The 17960-nt window shown below is 61.1% G+C and carries 18 protein-coding genes; 2 read left to right on the top strand and 16 right to left on the bottom strand.

The window, feature by feature from the left end; genetic code table 11:
* Positions 1-6: 6 nt before the first annotated feature.
* From AC4CWF_RS01695 to sdhC, 11 genes are all read right to left on the bottom strand, one after another.
* A complete protein-coding gene (locus tag AC4CWF_RS01695) occupies positions 7-3003 on the bottom strand; it encodes a 2-oxoglutarate dehydrogenase E1 component (RefSeq protein ID WP_491283411.1) in 2997 nt (998 codons plus the stop codon).
* A gap of 178 nt (positions 3004-3181) precedes the next feature.
* The gene (gene sucD, locus AC4CWF_RS01690) at positions 3182-4084 is read right to left on the bottom strand and encodes a succinate--CoA ligase subunit alpha (RefSeq protein WP_491283410.1); all 903 of its coding nucleotides are present in this window, start codon (positions 4082-4084) and stop codon (positions 3182-3184) included.
* Between the two features lie 18 nt (positions 4085-4102).
* Complete coding sequence (gene sucC / locus AC4CWF_RS01685) at positions 4103-5296, bottom strand: ADP-forming succinate--CoA ligase subunit beta (RefSeq protein ID WP_491283409.1); 1194 nt, start codon at positions 5294-5296, stop codon at positions 4103-4105.
* A 34-nt stretch (positions 5297-5330) separates the two neighbouring features.
* Positions 5331-6293, bottom strand: a complete 963-nt coding sequence (gene mdh, locus AC4CWF_RS01680) for a malate dehydrogenase (RefSeq protein WP_491283408.1) — start codon at positions 6291-6293, stop codon at positions 5331-5333.
* A gap of 175 nt (positions 6294-6468) precedes the next feature.
* Positions 6469-7635: a cell division protein ZapE gene (gene zapE / locus AC4CWF_RS01675; protein ID WP_491283407.1), complete on the bottom strand. Its 1167-nt coding sequence runs from the start codon at positions 7633-7635 to the stop codon at positions 6469-6471.
* A gap of 44 nt (positions 7636-7679) precedes the next feature.
* Entirely contained in the window at positions 7680-8216 is a 537-nt protein-coding gene (locus AC4CWF_RS01670) for a protease inhibitor Inh/omp19 family protein (protein WP_491283406.1), read from the bottom strand.
* A gap of 172 nt (positions 8217-8388) precedes the next feature.
* On the bottom strand, positions 8389-9168 hold the full coding sequence (locus tag AC4CWF_RS01665) for a succinate dehydrogenase iron-sulfur subunit (RefSeq protein WP_491283405.1): 780 nt from the start codon (positions 9166-9168) through the stop codon (positions 8389-8391).
* Positions 9161-10087 (bottom strand): glycosyltransferase family 25 protein, encoded by a 927-nt coding sequence (locus AC4CWF_RS01660; RefSeq protein ID WP_491283404.1) that lies wholly within the window; start codon positions 10085-10087, stop codon positions 9161-9163. Before AC4CWF_RS01660 ends, AC4CWF_RS01665 begins: the two co-directional genes overlap by 8 nt.
* A gap of 3 nt (positions 10088-10090) precedes the next feature.
* Positions 10091-11932, bottom strand: coding sequence for a succinate dehydrogenase flavoprotein subunit (sdhA, locus tag AC4CWF_RS01655; protein WP_491283403.1), 1842 nt, complete (start codon positions 11930-11932; stop codon positions 10091-10093).
* A 13-nt stretch (positions 11933-11945) separates the two neighbouring features.
* On the bottom strand, positions 11946-12320 hold the full coding sequence (gene sdhD, locus AC4CWF_RS01650; RefSeq protein ID WP_491283402.1) for a succinate dehydrogenase, hydrophobic membrane anchor protein: 375 nt from the start codon (positions 12318-12320) through the stop codon (positions 11946-11948).
* Positions 12321-12331: 11 nt separating this feature from the next.
* A complete protein-coding gene (gene sdhC / locus AC4CWF_RS01645) occupies positions 12332-12724 on the bottom strand; it encodes a succinate dehydrogenase, cytochrome b556 subunit (RefSeq protein ID WP_491283401.1) in 393 nt (130 codons plus the stop codon).
* A 311-nt stretch (positions 12725-13035) separates the two neighbouring features.
* Between sdhC and AC4CWF_RS01640 the strand changes: the two genes are divergently transcribed.
* Entirely contained in the window at positions 13036-13428 is a 393-nt protein-coding gene (locus AC4CWF_RS01640; protein ID WP_491283400.1) for a hypothetical protein, read from the top strand.
* 10 nt (positions 13429-13438) lie between these two features.
* Here AC4CWF_RS01640 and AC4CWF_RS01635 read toward each other — a convergent pair whose 3' ends face one another.
* Genes AC4CWF_RS01635 through tsaD form a run of 5 tightly spaced genes read right to left on the bottom strand, consistent with a single transcriptional unit; the run spans position 13439 to position 16943 of the window.
* Positions 13439-14083, bottom strand: coding sequence for a class I SAM-dependent methyltransferase (locus AC4CWF_RS01635; RefSeq protein ID WP_491285145.1), 645 nt, complete (start codon positions 14081-14083; stop codon positions 13439-13441).
* 9 nt (positions 14084-14092) lie between these two features.
* Entirely contained in the window at positions 14093-14536 is a 444-nt protein-coding gene (locus tag AC4CWF_RS01630) for an EVE domain-containing protein (protein ID WP_491283399.1), read from the bottom strand.
* A gap of 6 nt (positions 14537-14542) precedes the next feature.
* Positions 14543-14839 carry a YciI-like protein gene (locus AC4CWF_RS01625; protein ID WP_491283398.1) on the bottom strand — a complete coding sequence of 99 codons (297 nt, stop codon included), beginning with the start codon at positions 14837-14839 and terminating at the stop codon, positions 14543-14545.
* A 23-nt stretch (positions 14840-14862) separates the two neighbouring features.
* A complete protein-coding gene (locus AC4CWF_RS01620; protein ID WP_491283397.1) occupies positions 14863-15852 on the bottom strand; it encodes an NAD(P)H-dependent glycerol-3-phosphate dehydrogenase in 990 nt (329 codons plus the stop codon).
* Positions 15849-16943, bottom strand: a complete 1095-nt coding sequence (gene tsaD, locus AC4CWF_RS01615) for a tRNA (adenosine(37)-N6)-threonylcarbamoyltransferase complex transferase subunit TsaD (protein WP_491283396.1) — start codon at positions 16941-16943, stop codon at positions 15849-15851. Before tsaD ends, AC4CWF_RS01620 begins: the two co-directional genes overlap by 4 nt.
* 81 nt (positions 16944-17024) lie before the next feature.
* Here tsaD and hemC point away from each other — a divergent pair, with 81 nt between their 5' ends.
* Positions 17025-17954 carry a hydroxymethylbilane synthase gene (gene hemC / locus AC4CWF_RS01610; protein ID WP_491283395.1) on the top strand — a complete coding sequence of 310 codons (930 nt, stop codon included), beginning with the start codon at positions 17025-17027 and terminating at the stop codon, positions 17952-17954.
* Positions 17955-17960 lie beyond the last annotated feature (6 nt).

Genomic DNA, 17960 nt, shown 5'->3' with positions numbered 1-17960 from the left:
CTGAAATCAGCCGCCGAGCGCGTCTTCGAGGAAGGCTTCGAGCTGCGCCAGATGCTTCGACATCAGGCCCGTTGCCGGAGAAGCAGCCGCCGGGCGGCCAGTGTAGCGTACGCGCTGGTACTTGGCATCGATATGCGCCAGCACCCATTCCAGGTACGGATCAATGAAGGACCACGAACCCATGTTCTTGGGTTCTTCCTGGCACCACACCATTTCCGCATGGCGGAAGCGCGACAGCTCGTTGATCAGGGCCTTGGCCGGGAACGGATAAAGCTGTTCCAGACGCAGCAGGTAGACATCATCGATGCCGCGCTTTTCGCGCTCTTCCAAGAGGTCGTAATAAACCTTGCCGGAGCACATCACGACGCGGCGGATCTTGGCATCCTTCTGGAGCTTGATCGGGCCGTCCTTGATGACTTCAGCATCATCCCACAGCAGGCGGTGGAACGAGCTTTCGCCAGCCATTTCGGCAAGCGTGGAGGTGGCGCGCTTGTGGCGCAGCAGCGACTTCGGCGTCATCAGGATCAGCGGCTTGCGGAAGTCACGCTTCATCTGGCGGCGCAGGATGTGGAAGTAATTGGCCGGCGTCGTAACGTTGGCCACCTGCATGTTGTCTTCGGCGCACATCTGCAGCCAGCGCTCGAGGCGTGCAGACGAATGTTCCGGCCCCTGACCTTCATAACCATGCGGCAGAAGGCAGACGAGGCCGGACATGCGAAGCCACTTGCGTTCACCAGACGAGATGAACTGGTCAAACACCACCTGCGCACCGTTGGCGAAATCGCCGAACTGGGCTTCCCAGAGCGTCAGCGCATTCGGACGAGCCAGCGAATAACCATACTCGAAACCGAGCACGGCTTCTTCCGACAGCATAGAGTTGATGACTTCGTAGCGGGCCTGGGTCGGCGACAGGTTGGCAAGCGGGATATAACGCTCTTCCGTGTCCTGATCGTAGAGAACCGAGTGGCGTTGGCTGAACGTGCCGCGTTCGCAATCCTGGCCGGACAGGCGAACCTTGTGACCGTCGAGCGCCAGCGAACCGAAGGCAAAGGCTTCCGCCATCGCCCAGTCGATGCCCTCACCGGTTTCCACCATCTGCGCACGGTTATCCATGAAACGCTTGATGGTGCGGTGCGCGTTGAAACCTTCCGGAATGGTCGACAGCTTGCGGCCGATTTCCTTCAAGGACTTCATCGGCACGGCCGTCTTGCCGCGACGCTGTTCGTCGGCATTGTCGGCCGAGCGCAGGCCCGACCACTGGCCATCCAGCCAGTCGGCCTTGTTCGGCTTGTAGCTCTGGCCGGCTTCGAATTCCTGCTCCAGATGCGCGCGCCAGTCGGCCTTCATCTTCTGGAATTCGCCGTCGGAGATCAGGCCTTCGGCAATCAGGCGGGCCGCATAGATTTCCGTCACCGTCTGGTGGGCGCGGATAACCTTGTACATCTTCGGCTGCGTGAACGCGGGCTCATCGCCTTCGTTATGGCCGAAGCGGCGGTAGCAGAACATGTCCACGACCACAGGCTTGTGGAACTTCATGCGGAATTCGGTGGCAATCTTCGCTGCATAAACAACCGCTTCCGGATCGTCGCCGTTGACGTGGAAGATCGGCGCTTCGATCATCTTGGCCACATCCGACGGATAGGGCGACGAGCGCGAATAGGCCGGATTGGTGGTGAAACCGATCTGGTTGTTGATGATGAAATGCAGCGTGCCGGCAACGCGGTGACCGCGCAGACCAGACAGGCCCAGAATTTCAGCCGTCACACCCTGGCCGGCAAACGCGGCATCGCCATGCAGCAGAAGCGGCAGAACCTTCGCGCGTTCCTTCAGCGGAATGACATCGCCATCCCAGGACTTTGCCAGCATGTCCTGCTTGGCGCGTGCCTTGCCCATGACGACAGGGTTGACGATTTCCAGGTGCGACGGGTTGGCCGTCAGCGACAGGTGAACCTTGTTGCCATCGAATTCGCGATCGGAGGAGGCACCGAGATGGTACTTCACGTCGCCCGAGCCTTCGACTTCATCAGGCTTGAACGAACCGCCCTTGAACTCGTGGAACACGGCGCGGTGCGGCTTGTGCATGACGTTTGTGAGAACGTTCAGGCGGCCGCGATGGGCCATGCCGAGAACGACTTCTTCCAGACCGTCCTGGCCACCGCGCTTGATGATCTGTTCGAGCGCCGGGATCAGCGATTCGCCGCCGTCGAGACCAAAGCGCTTCGTGCCCTTGTACTTGACGTCGATGAACTGCTCGAAACCTTCCGATTCCACCAGCTTCTGCAGGATCGCCTTCTTGCCGTTCGGCGTGAATTCGACGCCCTTGCCGGGGCCTTCGATGCGCTCCTGGATCCAGGCTTTTTCTTCCGGATTGGAGATATGCATGAATTCGACGCCGAGCGTCGAGCAATAGGTGCGCTCGAGAATGTCGAGCATTTCGCGGATGGTGGCGTATTCCAGCCCCAGCACGTTGTCGATGAAGATCTTGCGGTCGTAATCGGCCTCAGTGAAACCATAAGCCGAGGGCGACAGTTCGTTATAGTCCTCGACCGGGGCTGCAAGGCCGAGCGGATCGAGCTTGGCATGCAGGTGGCCGCGCATGCGGTAGGCACGGATCATCATGATGGCGCGAACGCTGTCGCGGGTGGCGCGCAGCACTTCGGCCGGATCGAGCGGCTTGCCGGCGGAGACGGCTGTGGCTTCGGCCTTCGCCTGAACCTTCTTCTCGATGGCCTTTTCCACGACGGGCCAGTTGCCGTCGAGTGCCGAGACGAGATCGCCATTGGCCGGAATGGGCCAGTTCTTGCGCTGCCAGGAGGCGCCCTGGGCGGCCTTCTTCACGTCTTCCGGGTTATCAGCCAGCGCCTTGAAAAAGGACTGCCATTCGGGACCGACGGAATTCGGATCCTCTTCATACCGGGCATAAAGCTGCTCGATATAGCTGGCATTCGCGCCGTCGAGGAACGAAGTGATGAGAAACTGCTCGTTGGCTTCTTGCCGTGCCATGATGTTCATGCGGGCTTTGACGCCCGCCTCCTGACGTGTTTGGGTGCCGGAACTTGAAGCGCCGACCGTCGCTTTCAATGTCTGTGGTGCGCCGGGGAAACCTATCCCTTGCGACCGAAGCAGGCGACCCTTTCACGGCTCGCCTGCCCGAAGCTTATCATCGTAACGCTTATGTGGTTCAGCCCTTGAGGACTTCAACCAGCGTCTTGCCGAGGCGTGCAGGCGATGGCGAAACCTTGATACCAGCCGCTTCCATGGCTTCGATCTTGGATTCCGCGTCACCCTTGCCGCCGGACACGACAGCACCGGCATGGCCCATGGTGCGGCCCTTCGGTGCAGTGCGGCCAGCGATGAAGCCTGCCATCGGCTTCTTGCGGCCCTTCTTGGCTTCGTCGATGAGGAACTGTGCAGCTTCCTCTTCGGCAGCGCCGCCGATTTCGCCGATCATGATGATCGACTGGGTGGCGTCGTCGGCGAGGAACATTTCGAGCACGTCGATGAATTCCGTGCCCTTGACCGGGTCGCCGCCGATGCCGACAGCCGTGGTCTGGCCAAGGCCCTCGTTGGACGTCTGGAACACGGCTTCATAGGTGAGCGTGCCCGAACGCGAAACGATGCCGACCGAACCCTTGCGGAAGATGGAGCCCGGCATGATGCCGATCTTGCATTCTTCCGGTGTCAGGATGCCCGGGCAGTTGGGGCCGAGCAGGCGCGACTTGGACTTTTCGAGGCGGGCCTTGACCCGCACCATGTCCATGACCGGAATGCCTTCGGTGATGCAGGTGATGAACGGCACTTCAGCGTCGATCGCCTCGATGATGGCGTCAGCTGCACCTGCCGGCGGAACGTAGATGACCGAGGCGTCAGCGCCGGTCTTCTCGCGGGCTTCTGCAACGGAGGCAAAGATCGGCAGGCTTTCGCCCTTGGAACCGGTCCAGGTTTCGCCACCCTTCTTCGGGTGAATACCGCCGACCATCTGCGTGCCGTAATAAGCAAGCGCCTGTTCGGTGTGGAAGGTGCCGGTCTTGCCGGTCAGGCCCTGAACGAGGACCTTGGTGTCTTTATTGACGAGAATAGACATTGTTTCCGGTCCTTCAGATTAGGCGTTGATCGCCGCGACGATCTTCTTGGCAGCATCGTCCAGGTCGTCGGCAGCCGTGATCGCCAGGCCCGATTCGTTGAGGATCTTCTTGCCAAGCTCGACATTGGTGCCTTCGAGACGCACGACCAGCGGAACCTTGAGGCCGACTTCCTGCACAGCGGCAACGACGCCTTCTGCGATGACGTCGCACTTCATGATGCCACCGAAGATGTTGACGAGGATGCCCTCGACCTTCGGGTCAGCCGTGATGATCTTGAAAGCAGCCGCCACCTTCTCCTTGCCGGCGCCACCGCCGACGTCGCAGAAGTTTGCCGGCTCCTTGCCGTAGAGCTTGATGATGTCCATGGTTGCCATGGCAAGGCCAGCGCCGTTCACCATGCAGCCGATGTTGCCGTCGAGCGCCACGTAAGCGAGGTCCCACTTGGAGGCTTCGATTTCCTTGGCGTCTTCTTCCGACTCGTCGCGCAGCGCCTTGACGTCGTCATGGCGGAACATGGCATTGCCGTCGAAGGAGACCTTGGCGTCGAGAACGCGCAGATGGTCATTCTTCATGACGATCAGCGGGTTGATCTCGAGGAGCGCCATGTCCTTCTCGCTGAAGGCCTTGTAGAGGATCGGGAACAGCGACTTGGCATCTTCTGCAGCAGCACCCGACAGTTCGAGCACCTTGGAGATGGCAGCGATGTTTTCAGCCGTCACACCGGTTTCCGGGTCGATGGCGATGGTGTGGATCTTTTCCGGCGTGTCGTGGGCGACAGCCTCGATGTCCATGCCACCTTCCGTCGAAACGACGAAGGCAACCTTGCCGACCGAACGGTCGACCAGCAGCGAGCAATAGAGTTCGCGGGCAATGTCGGCGCCGTCTTCGATGTAGAGGCGGTTGACCTGCTTGCCGGCATCGCCCGTCTGGGCGGTTACCAGCGTGTTGCCGAACATTTCCTTGGCGTGGCTCTTGGCTTCATCGATGGAGAAAGCCAGGCGAACGCCGCCCTTGGCATCGGGGCCGAGTTCCTTGAACTTGCCCTTGCCGCGGCCGCCAGCGTGGATCTGGCTTTTCACCACATAAAGCGGGCCGGGAAGCTGCTTTGCGGCAGCTTCGGCTTCCTCTGCGGAAAAGATCGCCACACCTTCGGCAACCGGTGCGCCATAGCTCTTCAGAAGAGCCTTGGCCTGATATTCATGAATGTTCATCGTCTGGTCCTTGGGTCTCTAGGCCGTTAGGCGATTACTTGAGAGCGGGTGCAATGGCAGCGCAGGCTTCGCAGAGGCCGGCAACGGCGCCGACGGACTTCTGGAAAGCCGCCTGCTCTTCGCTGTTGAGATCGATTTCGATGATGCGCTCGATACCGCCGGCACCGATGATGGTGGGAACGCCGACATACATGTCGTTGACGCCGTACTGGCCAGACAGGTAGGCCGCGCAGGGCAGAACGCGCTTCTTGTCCTTCAGGAAGGATTCGGCCATCTCGATGGCGGAAGCGGCCGGTGCGTAATAGGCCGAGCCGGTCTTCAGGAGGCCGACGATTTCAGCGCCGCCGTCACGGGTGCGCTGGATGATCTGCTCAAGGCGCTCCTCGGTGATCCAGCCCATCTTGACGAGGTCAGTCAGCGGAATGCCGCCGATGGTGGAGTAACGGGCGAGCGGCACCATGGTATCGCCGTGGCCGCCGAGAACGAAGGCGGTGACGTCCTGAACCGATACGTTGAATTCTTCCGACAGGAACAGGCGGAAACGGCCGCTGTCGAGAACGCCGGCCATGCCGACGACCATGTTCTTCGGCAGGCCGGAGAACTTCTGCAGCGCCCAGACCATGGCGTCGAGCGGGTTGGTGATGCAGATCACGAAAGCGTTCGGGGCATATTTTGCAATGCCGGCGCCGACCTGTTCCATGACCTTGAGGTTGATGCCGAGAAGATCGTCGCGGCTCATGCCGGGCTTGCGGGCAACACCGGCGGTGACGATGCAGACGTCAGCGCCTTCAATGGCGGCGTAATCGCTGGCACCCGACAGCTTGGCATTAAAACCTTCGACTGGGCCGGACTGGGCGATATCCAGACCCTTGCCCTGCGGCACACCGTCAGCAATGTCGAAGAGGACGATGTCGCCCAGCTCCTTCAGGCTGGCCAAGTGCGCCAGCGTGCCACCGATCATGCCGGAACCAATAAGTGCGATCTTCTTGCGAGCCATCGAAAGCTTCCTCTCCATTCGGATGCACGGCCGGCATGAAAGCTGTCGACCGATATCGGCCTTTCGCATAGCTCTTATGGAAAAAAATGGCAATCGATTCTTTTGGACCGAATAATTTCAATCGGTTAGAAGCTAAAATTCTTACGTAAACGTAATACAATGTGTCGCAAAAGTGTTAAGCTTTGCCATGCTTTTCATGGTGCAGCGCCAGATAATCCGGGCTGCGCATCTCAAACAGACGCGAAATCGTCCGATCGAACTCAAAACCTTCGGTACCACGCTTTTCTGTCAGAAGTGCGTCAGGCATGGCGGCCGCCGTGATGAACAGGCGGATGCTGCGATCATAGAGTGCATCAACAAGATTGATGAAGCGTTTCGTCTGGTTGCGCTTTTCTGGCCCCAGAACCGGCACGTCCTCGACAAAGATCATGTCATAGTGCTCTGTAATGGCAAGATAATCGGCAGCCCCCAGCGGCGCGTCGCACAGGTCGGCAAACGTGAACCGCGCCGCGCGCCCATGGGCGCAAGGGATATGAATGCTGCGACCCGGCCTTGCGACCTCCGCCGGTTCCGCCTTGCCGCCATCGATAACCTGGCGCCACGTCGCTTCCATCGCCGCCTTGTTGCGACCATCGAGCGGCGACAGGTAGACGGGCAGGCTGGCGAGCTTTTCCATGCGGTAATCGGTCGGGGAATCGAGCGTCACCACGTCGACATTGGTTTTCAGCAGGTCGATGAACGGCAGGAACAGGCTGCGGTTGAGGCCTTCGCGATAAAGATCATCCGGCGCGACGTTGGAGGTGGCGATCAGCACGCAGCCCAAAGAAAACAGTTCGGTAAACAGGCGCCCGAGGATCATTGCATCGGTGATGTCGGTGACGGAAAATTCGTCGAAGCACAACAGTTCCGCTTCGGCAAAAAGGGCGGCGGCAACCGGCGGCACGGGGTCGGCCTGGCGGGTTTCGCCTGCCTTCAGCTTCTGGCGGTGCGCGTGGATGCGGGCATGAACATCCGCCATGAATTCGTGAAAATGGCAGCGGCGCTTGGCAGCGACCGGCACTTTTTCGAAAAACATGTCCATCAGCATGGTCTTGCCGCGCCCGACGGAGCCATGCACGTAGAGGCCGCGGATATCGGCCTCTGTGCGCTTGCTTTTGCGACCAAACAGCCAGCCGAGCGCACTTGATTTTTTGGCGGGCGCCTTGTCACGCAGCGCCGAAAGAATACGGTCGAGACGGGCAGCGACCGCCATCTGGGCCGGATCAAGCTGCAGGGTGCCGGCGGCGGCCATGGACTTCAGCGTTTCGCCAACGCTGTGATTGTAATCGGGAAGAGATTCCATGAAGCGCCCTGTGTACCGGGAGACAGCGCTCCCGGCGTGTCGGCTTAACGGCTGAGGCTAAGCGGCTGGCCGGAATTGGTCGTGCCATCAAAACGGTTGTCGGCACTCTTGTAGGCGCGGGCGATCACGTCGCCATTGCGGTTCTTGAAGAGAACGTTCTTGCCGCTGACTTCCCAGGACCCCATCGTCGTCAGTTCGCCGGTGCAGCCACGTGTGCCGCCGCGCGCGCCGCTGCCAAGGTTGGTGAGCGTCAGGAACATGTCGCAGGTGGCGCCGGATGCGTTGACGCGCCAGTTGCCGACCATCGATTCCTTGGTGACGTCGAGCGCCGTTGCCGGCGCAGCACCACCGGCTGCACCACCCGGCGGCAGCGAGGCCATGTTGTCCTGCGGGGCTGCCGGAAACTGCGAGCCGCCGGGGGCATCAAGCGAGCCCGATTGCACGGAGGGCACCGGCTGGGCCTGCAAAGGCGCTGGATTGGTGGGAGCAGGCAGAGAGCTATAGGGATTATAGGAAGTACGCTGGCAGCCGGCCAAGGCAAGAGCAACCACAACACCGGTCACCACATATCTGAACTGCATCACAAAGCTCCTAAAACCGCTCAACGCCCATCCCGCTATTGGACTGGAGGGCTGAATTATCGCCAAAGGACAGGTCAAATCAAGCCGCCCCGCCCGTTAACCATGCCTATTCAGCCTTGAGCCCACGCAGATGGAACACATCTGCGCGAGGTCAAGACCGCAAAAAGCCGTATCAGACGCGGCGCTCGACCATCATCTTCTTGATTTCGGCAATCGCCTTGGCGGGATTGAGGCCCTTGGGGCAGGTCTGGGCGCAGTTCATGATCGTGTGGCAGCGATAGAGCCGGAAGGGATCTTCCAGGTTGTCGAGGCGCTCGCCTTTAGACTCGTCGCGGCTGTCGATCAGCCAGCGATAGGCCTGAAGCAGAACGGCCGGACCGAGATAACGGTCGCCGTTCCACCAGTAGCTGGGACAGGAGGTGGAGCAGCAGGCGCACAGAATGCACTCGTAGAGACCGTCGAGCTTCATGCGGTCTTCGTGGCTCTGCTTCCATTCGGTGGCCGGCGGCGGTGAAACCGTCTTCAGCCAGGGCTCGATGGAGCGGTGCTGGGCATAAAAGTTGGTGAGATCCGGCACCAGATCCTTCACGACAGGCATATGCGGCAGCGGATAAACTTTCACGGTACCCTTCACGTCGTCCATGCCCTTGGTGCAGGCAAGCGTGTTGGACCCATCGATGTTCATGGCGCAGGAGCCGCAGATGCCCTCGCGACAGGAGCGGCGCAGCGTCAGCGTCGGGTCGATATTGTTCTTGATGTAGAGCAGGCCATCGAGAACCATCGGCCCGCAATTGTCGATATCGATGTAATAGGTATCGATGCGCGGGTTCTGACCGTCATCCGGGTTCCAGCGGTAGATGCGGAATTCACGGACATTGGCGGCACCGGCCGGCTTCGGCCAGACCTTGCCTTCGGTCATCGTGGAGTTCTTCGGGAGAGCGAGTTCAACCATTGCTGGACCTTTGATCCTCGGCGTCAGCCGCCGTTCTGTTAACCAGGTTATAAACATCCGGCGCCCATTGCGCCACGGTTGCAGTCAAAAGTGCGTGAGGACGGCCATCCGTCGCCGCCCACAGAAGAGACATACGCTCGGCCACCCGTCGCACGGATACCGCCATACCGCGGCCGAACGGCGCCGGCCACTTTGACTGCTTTTGCGCCCGGGCCGTCGCAATCACGCTTGCGGCGCCCGACTGCATCACAGGCCAGGGTGCAAGATCTGCAATCTTAAGCCCGTGCCAGGACGGCGCCCAGAGAAAATCATCCGCCGGAATGCACGAAGTCCCGATCCGCGCCAGCAGCCGTTCCGCGGCACGGCGCGTCACGATATAGGCGGCAGCACCGGAGCAGGGGCGCAGCGACCGCACGAGCCGGTGTGTTCCAACCATCGCCACGGACAAGACCTTGCGCCCTCCGGGCCGCGGAATGCCTTCCAGCTTGACGATATCGGCATCGAAGCCCAGTGCCAGCAGATCGTTCACCACCGTCTGGAACCCCGGCTGCGGTGCCGCATCGTCCTCCAATACCAGCGCATGGGCAAAGTCGGTCGCCAGAAACTGCCGCCAGGCCATGACGTGACCGGCAAGGCAGGCCTCTTCCGTCAGCATGAACAACCGGTTGCGATGGGCATTCCAGCCCACGGCATCCGGCGGAAATTTCAGCGCGGTGCCGCGCACTGCAAGCACCGCCTGCGGATCCTTTCGGGCATCGACGCCGGCAACGCGATGAAGCGGCCAGGGCAATGCGCCAAAACCTGCTTCAATCTGTTGCCAACGATCCGGCGAACGATCGAGATTGATCGCAAAAATACCAAGAGGCTTCCCCTCTGGGAGGTTTTTCACCGTGCTGGGAAGGGAAGCCGCCAGGATCATCGGTCAGTACACGCGTGCCTTGGGCTCGATCTTAACCGGATCGATGCCTTCTGCGATGAGGTCGGTGTGAACAGGACGGTAATCCAGCTTCACGTCGCCGTTCTCGCCCACCCAGGCCAGCGAATGCTTGCGCCAGGTCACATCGTCACGGCCGGCAAATGCGCCATCGGTGTAATCCTCGCGTGCATGGCTGCCGCGGCTCTCCTTGCGGGCCTCGGCGCTGTAGACAGTCGTGATGGCGTTGGCCATCAGGTTCTGCAACTCCAGCGTTTCCACGAGATCGGAATTCCAGATCATCGAACGGTCGGTGACCTTCAGATCCTTCATTTCACTCCAGATGGCCGACAGGCGCTGGCAACCGCTTTCCAGCGATTCCTGCGTGCGGAACACGGCGGCATCTTCCTGCATGGCGCGCTGCATCTTGTCGCGCAGCACAGCCGTCGGAGTACCACCGGCCGCATGGCGCAGACCGTCGAAACGATCCATGATCTTGTCGCAGGCAGCCGTGTTAAGCGCCGGCACCGGCGAAACGCGGTCGATGACCTGACCGGCGCGGATGGCGGCGGCACGACCGAAAACCACGAGGTCGATCAGCGAGTTGGAGCCAAGGCGGTTTGCACCATGAACCGATGCGCAACCGGCTTCGCCAACGGCCATCAGGCCGGGCAGCAGGCGTTCCGGGTTATTGGCGTCTGCATTCAGCACCTCGCCCCAGTAATTGGTGGGAATGCCGCCCATGTTGTAGTGAACGGTCGGCAGAACCGGGATCGGCTCGCGCGTCACGTCGACACCGGCAAAGATCTTGGCGCTTTCGGAAATGCCCGGAAGACGCTCGTGCAGCACGGCCGGATCGAGATGGTCGAGATGCAGGAAGATGTGGTCCTTGTTCTTGCCGACGCCGCGGCCTTCACGGATTTCCATCGTCATGCAGCGCGACACCACGTCACGCGAGGCCAGATCCTTGGCCGAGGGCGCATAGCGCTCCATGAAACGCTCGCCTTCGGAATTGACGAGATAACCGCCTTCGCCGCGCGCACCTTCCGTAATCAGACAGCCGGAGCCGTAGATGCCGGTCGGGTGGAACTGGACGAATTCCATGTCCTGCAGCGGCAGCCCTGCGCGGGCCACCATGCCGCCACCGTCGCCGGTGCAGGTGTGGGCGGACGTTGCCGAGAAGTATGCGCGGCCGTAACCGCCGGTTGCCAGTACCACCATTTTCGCCGCAAAGCGATGGATCGTGCCGTCATCAAGGTTCCAGGCAACAACGCCGGTGCAGCGGCCGTCATCGGACATGATGAGGTCGAGCGCAAAATATTCAATGAAGAATTCAGCGTTGTGCTTCAGCGACTGGCCATAAAGCGTGTGCAGGATGGCGTGGCCTGTGCGGTCTGCGGCAGCGCAGGTGCGCTGAACCGGCGGGCCGGCGCCAAAATTCTGCATGTGGCCGCCGAACGGGCGCTGGTAGATCTTGCCTTCTTCATTACGGGAGAAGGGCACGCCGTAATGTTCAAGCTCATAGACGGCCTTCGGCGCTTCCATGACCATGTACTGCATGGCGTCCACGTCGCCCAGCCAGTCAGAGCCCTTCACGGTATCGTAAAGGTGCCACTGCCAGCTATCCGGCGTCATGTTCTTCAGCGATGCAGCAATGCCGCCCTGTGCTGCAACCGTGTGGCTGCGGGTCGGAAAAACCTTGGTAATGCAGGCCGTCTTGAAGCCCTGCTCGGCCATGCCAAGCGTGGCGCGGAGACCAGCGCCGCCAGCGCCCACGACGATAACGTCATAGGAGTGGTCGACATAGGTATAGGCCTTGCCGGTCTGCGCGATGGGAGTGATCGATGCCATGACGGATTTAACCTCAGAATGCGATCTTCAAGGCGGCGAAAAGACAGAGGCCACCCACAAGAAGCGAGAAAAACGAGTTGAGGATCAGGACCAGCACCTTCATCTTTTCCGAATGAATGTAGTCCTGAATGATCTCTTCCATGCCAAGCCGCATGTGGACGATGCTGGCGATGATGGTCAGGGCATTGATCGTGGCGATGAACGGGTTCGACAGGGCCGAAACCACATCCGCATACGGCCGGCCGGCATACATGACCAGGAAGCCGAGATAAAACAGCAGGAGCGGAACCAGCGCCACAGACGTGGTGCGGACCTTCCAGAAGTGCTCCGTGCCGCTCTTGGCGGAACCGAGGCCCCGGACCTTGCCGAGGGGAGTGCGCATATCCATCAACAATCTCCTCAGCGAATGATCAGCACGACGGCCCAGACAAGGACAGTCAGCACGATGGACGCAACCAGATTGGCCTTGGCGAGCATCGTGGAGAATTCCTTCTCGAAGCCGTATCCAAGGTCCCACATGATGTGGCGCAGACCGCCGATCAGGTGGTGCAGCATGGCCCATGTGTAACCGAACAGGATAATCTGTCCTACGATGGAGCCGAAGAACCAGTTCACCTGGTTGAAGTATTCTTCGCCGGACGCTGCTGCAATCAACCAGGCCGCCACCAGAACCGTGCCGAAATACAGCGCACCGCCGGTAATGCGGTGCACGATCGACATGGCCATGGTGGGGATGAAACGATAAATTTGCAGATGCGGCGACAACGGCCGATTCTTTGTCACATTCGCCATCATATCCTCGCGGCGTTCGGTGCGCATTCACGCGGGAGCGCGTCCGGCAATGCACGATGCCGAAGAAATGTGCATTGCATCATGGGGTGATTTAATCGTCGGGCGACAAGACCACAAGCCAAATCAAGAAGGATTTTAAATTTAATCGATTGGGGCCGGTCGAGCCGCTCGATGGCCGGGTACATCATGACCCGGATTCGTCCACACACGTGAATTTATATCAGCTTTTCACGATGTTAGGATCCATTGGATACGGAATGTGTTAACGTCCGGTGAAGTCTCGAAATCGGGAGCCCGCCATGATGTCGCATGTGTTCAAGGCCGGCATGACAGCCGCAGCCGTCCTTCTTTCCATGCAGACCGTCGCCTGGAGCGGTGATGACGCTGCAATTCGCCACGAATCGCGCCGGCAGCATTTCCACCCTGAGCAAGGCCGGCAAGCACACCACCGCGGCCATGGCCAGGTCGGCGGCGATGGGCTGCCCTCGGTGATATCAGGTCTCGGCACGTTTGCCGGTTCTGTTTCAGCCTTGCGCGTTCGGGGGAACGGCATCTACTTTGCAAGCGATTTCACCCGCACGGGCAATCCCAGCGAAACCTTGCTTGCGCCACGGCCAAAAGTCATTTCAGTTGGTACGTCGGAAAATGCCGGGCAAGCATGCGCTTATGAAGCCGGCGTCTGCGTGATCCGCGGCGGTCGGTGACAAGACGTTTTCAGGTAAAACGCCAGACAGTGGTCTTCTTCACGTCGCTATCCTCCAGCGCCCGCGTCACCGGCACCTGATAGGTGGCAAGAGGCCTGAGGCGGTCCTTCGGAAGATAGCTGCGGCCGGGATCACCCACAATCACCTGCTTGCCCTCGTCTGCCAGACGGCTGAACCAGGGAATGAGGGCTGCGGCGAAATCGCGATCATAAAACACGTCGCCGGCCAGGATTATCTCCGCGTCGACAGGCCCGCCCACCAGGTTCTCTCCAGTGAAGGTGAGCAACACGTCGTTTTCCGCAGCATTCAGCGCCACGGCCGCTGCCGTCCACGGATCAATATCGGCGGTCAGCACAGCGTCTGCCCCGGCAAGCTTTGCTGCGATTGCCACGAGGCCGGAGCCAGTCGCAAAATCCAGAACAGATTTGCCGGCCACCAGATGCGGATGATCGAGCACATGGCGGGCAACGCCCTGCCCGCCCGCCCAGGCAAAAGCCCAGAAGGGCGGCGGCAGGCCTATGGCCTCCTGTTCCTCTTGCGTCTTCAGCCAGAGATCATGCGCCTCGTCGGCCAGATGCAGACGGATTTCCGGCACATGCGGCGGCGCTGTGACCCGCGTATTGGCAAGAATGAAGGCGCGCGGATCGGTTTTCAGGAGAGGCCCCTATTCGGACGGCGAGAGCGGAGGATTGTCGAGCCCGCCCATGCGGCAGACCTCGAAATATTCCTCTTCCGTCACCGGCTGCACGGACAACCGCATGGAGGTGACGAGCGCCATCTTTTCCAGCTTCGGATTGGCCTTCACGTCCTTCAGCGACACCGGTTTCGGCATATCGCAGACGGCGCGGATATCGACACAATCCCAGCGCAGATCGCCTTCCGCCGTCGAATCGGGATGCGACAGCGCGCAGACTTCCGCGATGCCGACCACTTCCAGCCCCTCGTTGGAGTGGTAGAAAAAGCCTTTGTCGCCGATCTTCATGGCCCGCATGTTGTTGCGCGCCAGATAATTGCGCACGCCGGTCCATTCCTCACCATCAGCACCCTTGGCCTTCTGCATCTCCCAGGACCATTTGAACGGCTCGGATTTATAAAGCCAGTAGGCCATTGCGCCTCAAGCCTCCGGCTTGTTGAAGACCCAGTTAAAGGGTTTTACCTCGACGGACTGGAAAAGGCCGGCCTTGGCGTAAGGATCGGCATCGGCAATCGCGCGGGCTTCCTCGATCGTGTCGGTCTCGACGATAACGAGGCTACCGTTCGGCTTGCCGTCGCCATCCAGGAAGGGACCGGCCATTTTCAGGATGCCCTTTTCGTTCAGGGCATTGAGATGCTCGACATGTTCCGGGCGAGTGTCCATGCGAACGTTCAGGTGGCCGGGCTTGTCGGCGCAGACGAAGGCAAAAAGAGCCATGACATCAGTCTCCTGTCTGAGGGTTATTCGGTGGTGATGGGCCGGCTCATCAGCTGTTCCATGGCGGTGCGGACATCAAGCCGCCCTTCCATGATGGCAGCGACGGCCTCGGTGATCGGCAGTTCGACGGAATGGCGCGATGAGAGGCTCGCCGCAATGCCGGCGGTAAAGGCGCCTTCGACAAGCGCTCCGCCCGACATGTCAGCCGAAGCCCCCTGCCCCAGCGAAATGCCGAAACGCAGATTACGGGACTGATGGCTGGTGGCCGTCAGAACCAGATCACCAAGACCGGACAGGCCGCGCACCGTATCGGCCTCGCCGCCCATGGCAGAAACCAGCCGCGACATTTCAGCAAGGCCGCGCGCGATCAGCGCAGCGCGGGCGGATTCGCCCAGACCTGCCCCCTCCACCACGCCGCAGGCAATCGCCAGCACATTCTTCAGCGCCCCGCCCAGCTGCACGCCGATGCGGTCGCTTGAGGCATAAAGGCGAAAGGTTCGGCCGGAGATCGTATGCGCCAGCCGCTCGGCGAGTGCCATATCGTCTGCCGCAAGCGACATGGCCGTCGGAAGCCCGCGGGCGATATCGGCGGCAAAACCGGGGCCGGAGAGCACCGCCACCGGATGATGCGGCAGTTCCTGCTCCAGCACATCGCTCAGCAACCGGCCGGACGAGCGCTCGATGCCCTTGGCGCAGGTGACGACAACGGCTTCAGAGCCGAGATAGGGGCCGTAATGGCGCGCGGCATCGGCATGGGCCTGCGAAGGCATGGCAAACAGCACGATGCCGGCCTCTCCCAGCGCATCGGGTTCTGCCGAAAATTGCAATGCATCGGGAAGCGGCACGCCGGGAAGCGCTGCATCATGCACTCGGTCATTGCGCAGATCCGCCATCAGCGACGTATCGCGCCCGATAAGGGTGACGTTCGCCTTGCCTTCCAGCGCCATCACGGTGGCCAATGCCGTACCGAAGGCGCCGGCGCCGATAACGACAATATTTTCCCGATCGCTCATGCCTTTGCTCCGCGTTTTCCAGATCCGATCAGCGCTGCAGCACCCGCATCCAGCGGCCAGCGGGAACGCGGCGCGGTGGAGATCGGGTCGTCCGGCAGGCCGGCTGCCATGCGCTCCAGACCTGCCCAGGCGATCATGGCGGCATTATCCGTACAGAGCTGAAGTGGCGGCGCGATGAAACGAAAGCGGTTGGCGTCACAAAGTTCCTGAAGCGTGGCGCGGATCACCTGATTGGCGGCAACACCACCGGCCACCACCAGCGCCGGTTCGGCAAGCGTCGGGTAGCGCTCCTTGAAACGGGCAAGGCCACGGCCGATGCGATCCTTCAGCGTGCGCGAAATGGCATGCTGGAAGGAGGCGCAGATATCGGCGATATCCTGATCGGTGAGCGGCTGGATGGCGGTTGCCGCCTGGCGCACCGCCGTCTTCAGGCCGGAAAAGGAAAAATCCAGCCGCGCTTCGCCGACCAGTGGGCGCGGCAGGGAAAAGCGGTTGGGATCACCGGCCTTGGCTGCTTTTTCCACAGCCGGACCACCGGGATAAGGCAGGCCGAGCAGCTTTGCCGTCTTGTCAAAAGCCTCGCCCAGCGCATCATCAATGGTGGTGCCGAAACGCTCGTAATCGCCGACACCCTTCACCAGCACCAGCTGCGTGTGGCCGCCGGAGACGAGCAGCATCAGGTAGGGGAACGATAGCCCATCGGTCAGCCGTGCCGTCAGCGCATGGCCTTCCAGATGGTTGATGGCATAAAGCGGCTTGTCCGTCGCGCGCGCAATCGCCTTGCCGGTCATCAGGCCAACCAGAAGGCCGCCGATGAGGCCGGGACCGGCGGTGGCGGCCACCGCGTCGATATCCTTCAACGTCACGCCAGCGCGCGACAAGGCTTCCTCGATCAGGCCGTCGAGCGCTTCGACATGGGCGCGGGCGGCGATTTCCGGAACGACGCCGCCAAAGGCACTGTGTTCTTCGAGCTGCGACAAAACGACGTCGGAGACGATCTCGCCCTTTCCATCGGCATGGCGAACCACGATGGATGCGGCGGTTTCGTCGCAGCTGGTTTCGATGCCGAGGATGCGCAGGATGGGTGTCATGGTGACTGAAACAATGCGGGCGAATTGCGATGCCGGTCAAAGCCGGTTACGAAGCTATCGCGTAACAATGGATGACACGAGATGCAAACAAAACCTTTCCGGATCGGCACGCGCGGCAGCCCGCTGGCGCTGGCCCAGGCCTCCGAAACACGCGCCCGGCTGATGGCGGCGCATGGCCTGCCGGAAGAAATGTTCGAGATCGTCGTGCTCTCCACCAAGGGTGACCGCATTACCGATAGGGCGCTGTCGGAAGTCGGCGGCAAGGGCCTGTTCACCGAGGAACTGGAGGCGCAGCTTTTGATCGGCGAGCTGGATTTTGCCGTGCATTCCTCCAAGGACATGCCAACGGCGCTGCCGGCAGGCCTTGAACTTTCCGCCTATCTCCCGCGCGAGGATTTTCGCGATGCCTTTATCGGCCGCACGGCGCCCAGCCTGATGGCACTACCGGATGGCGCCGTCGTCGGCTCCTCGTCGCTTCGACGGCAGGCGCTCATCCGCCGTCGCCGGCCGGATATTTCCGTCATCACCTTCCGCGGCCTTGTGGAAACGCGGCTGCGCAAGCTGGAAGAGGGCCAGGTGGATGCAACCCTTCTGGCGCTTGCCGGCCTCAACCGCCTTTCCATGCCCGATGTGGCAACCGAACTGATGGACCCGGCAGATTTTCCCCCGGCACCGGCGCAAGGGGCGATCTGCATCGAAAGCCGCATCGGCGACCAGCGCGTGCTCGATCTGCTGGAGGCGATCAACGACCGGCCGACATGGGATGCCGTCTCCTGCGAGCGGGCGTTTCTGGCAGCGCTCGATGGCTCATGCCGCACCCCGATTGCCGGTTATGCGATCTGCGAGGGCGAGCATCTGAAATTTTCCGGCCTCATCCTGACGCCCGACGGAAGCCGCGAACATGCGGTGGAGATGGAGGGTCTGCGCAGCGAGGCGGGCAAGCTTGGCGCTCAGGCGGGCACACTGGTGCGCACCGCCGCCGGCCCCGATTTCTTCGCCGACTGGACCTGATGCCAT

The sequence above is a fragment of the Neorhizobium sp. PAMB6630 genome (assembly GCF_058242775.1).
Note: the sequence above shows the minus strand (reverse complement) of the source record. Positions and strands in the feature narration are given on the sequence as shown.

Bases quoted from the DNA above. Each gene is read 5' to 3' on its own strand.
- AC4CWF_RS01695 (WP_491283411.1), bottom strand. From the start codon at position 3,003: ATGGCACGGCAAGAAGCCAACGAGCAGTTTCTCATCACTTCGTTCCTC.
- sucD (WP_491283410.1), bottom strand. From the start codon at position 4,084: ATGTCTATTCTCGTCAATAAAGACACCAAGGTCCTCGTTCAGGGCCTG.
- sucC (WP_491283409.1), bottom strand. From the start codon at position 5,296: ATGAACATTCATGAATATCAGGCCAAGGCTCTTCTGAAGAGCTATGGC.
- mdh (WP_491283408.1), bottom strand. From the start codon at position 6,293: ATGGCTCGCAAGAAGATCGCACTTATTGGTTCCGGCATGATCGGTGGC.
- zapE (WP_491283407.1), bottom strand. From the start codon at position 7,635: ATGGAATCTCTTCCCGATTACAATCACAGCGTTGGCGAAACGCTGAAG.
- AC4CWF_RS01670 (WP_491283406.1), bottom strand. From the start codon at position 8,216: ATGCAGTTCAGATATGTGGTGACCGGTGTTGTGGTTGCTCTTGCCTTG.
- AC4CWF_RS01665 (WP_491283405.1), bottom strand. From the start codon at position 9,168: ATGGTTGAACTCGCTCTCCCGAAGAACTCCACGATGACCGAAGGCAAG.
- AC4CWF_RS01660 (WP_491283404.1), bottom strand. From the start codon at position 10,087: ATGATCCTGGCGGCTTCCCTTCCCAGCACGGTGAAAAACCTCCCAGAG.
- sdhA (WP_491283403.1), bottom strand. From the start codon at position 11,932: ATGGCATCGATCACTCCCATCGCGCAGACCGGCAAGGCCTATACCTAT.
- sdhD (WP_491283402.1), bottom strand. From the start codon at position 12,320: ATGGATATGCGCACTCCCCTCGGCAAGGTCCGGGGCCTCGGTTCCGCC.
- sdhC (WP_491283401.1), bottom strand. From the start codon at position 12,724: ATGGCGAATGTGACAAAGAATCGGCCGTTGTCGCCGCATCTGCAAATT.
- AC4CWF_RS01630 (WP_491283399.1), bottom strand. From the start codon at position 14,536: ATGGCCTACTGGCTTTATAAATCCGAGCCGTTCAAATGGTCCTGGGAG.
- AC4CWF_RS01625 (WP_491283398.1), bottom strand. From the start codon at position 14,839: ATGGCTCTTTTTGCCTTCGTCTGCGCCGACAAGCCCGGCCACCTGAAC.
- AC4CWF_RS01620 (WP_491283397.1), bottom strand. From the start codon at position 15,852: ATGAGCGATCGGGAAAATATTGTCGTTATCGGCGCCGGCGCCTTCGGT.
- tsaD (WP_491283396.1), bottom strand. From the start codon at position 16,943: ATGACACCCATCCTGCGCATCCTCGGCATCGAAACCAGCTGCGACGAA.
- hemC (WP_491283395.1), top strand. From the start codon at position 17,025: ATGCAAACAAAACCTTTCCGGATCGGCACGCGCGGCAGCCCGCTGGCG.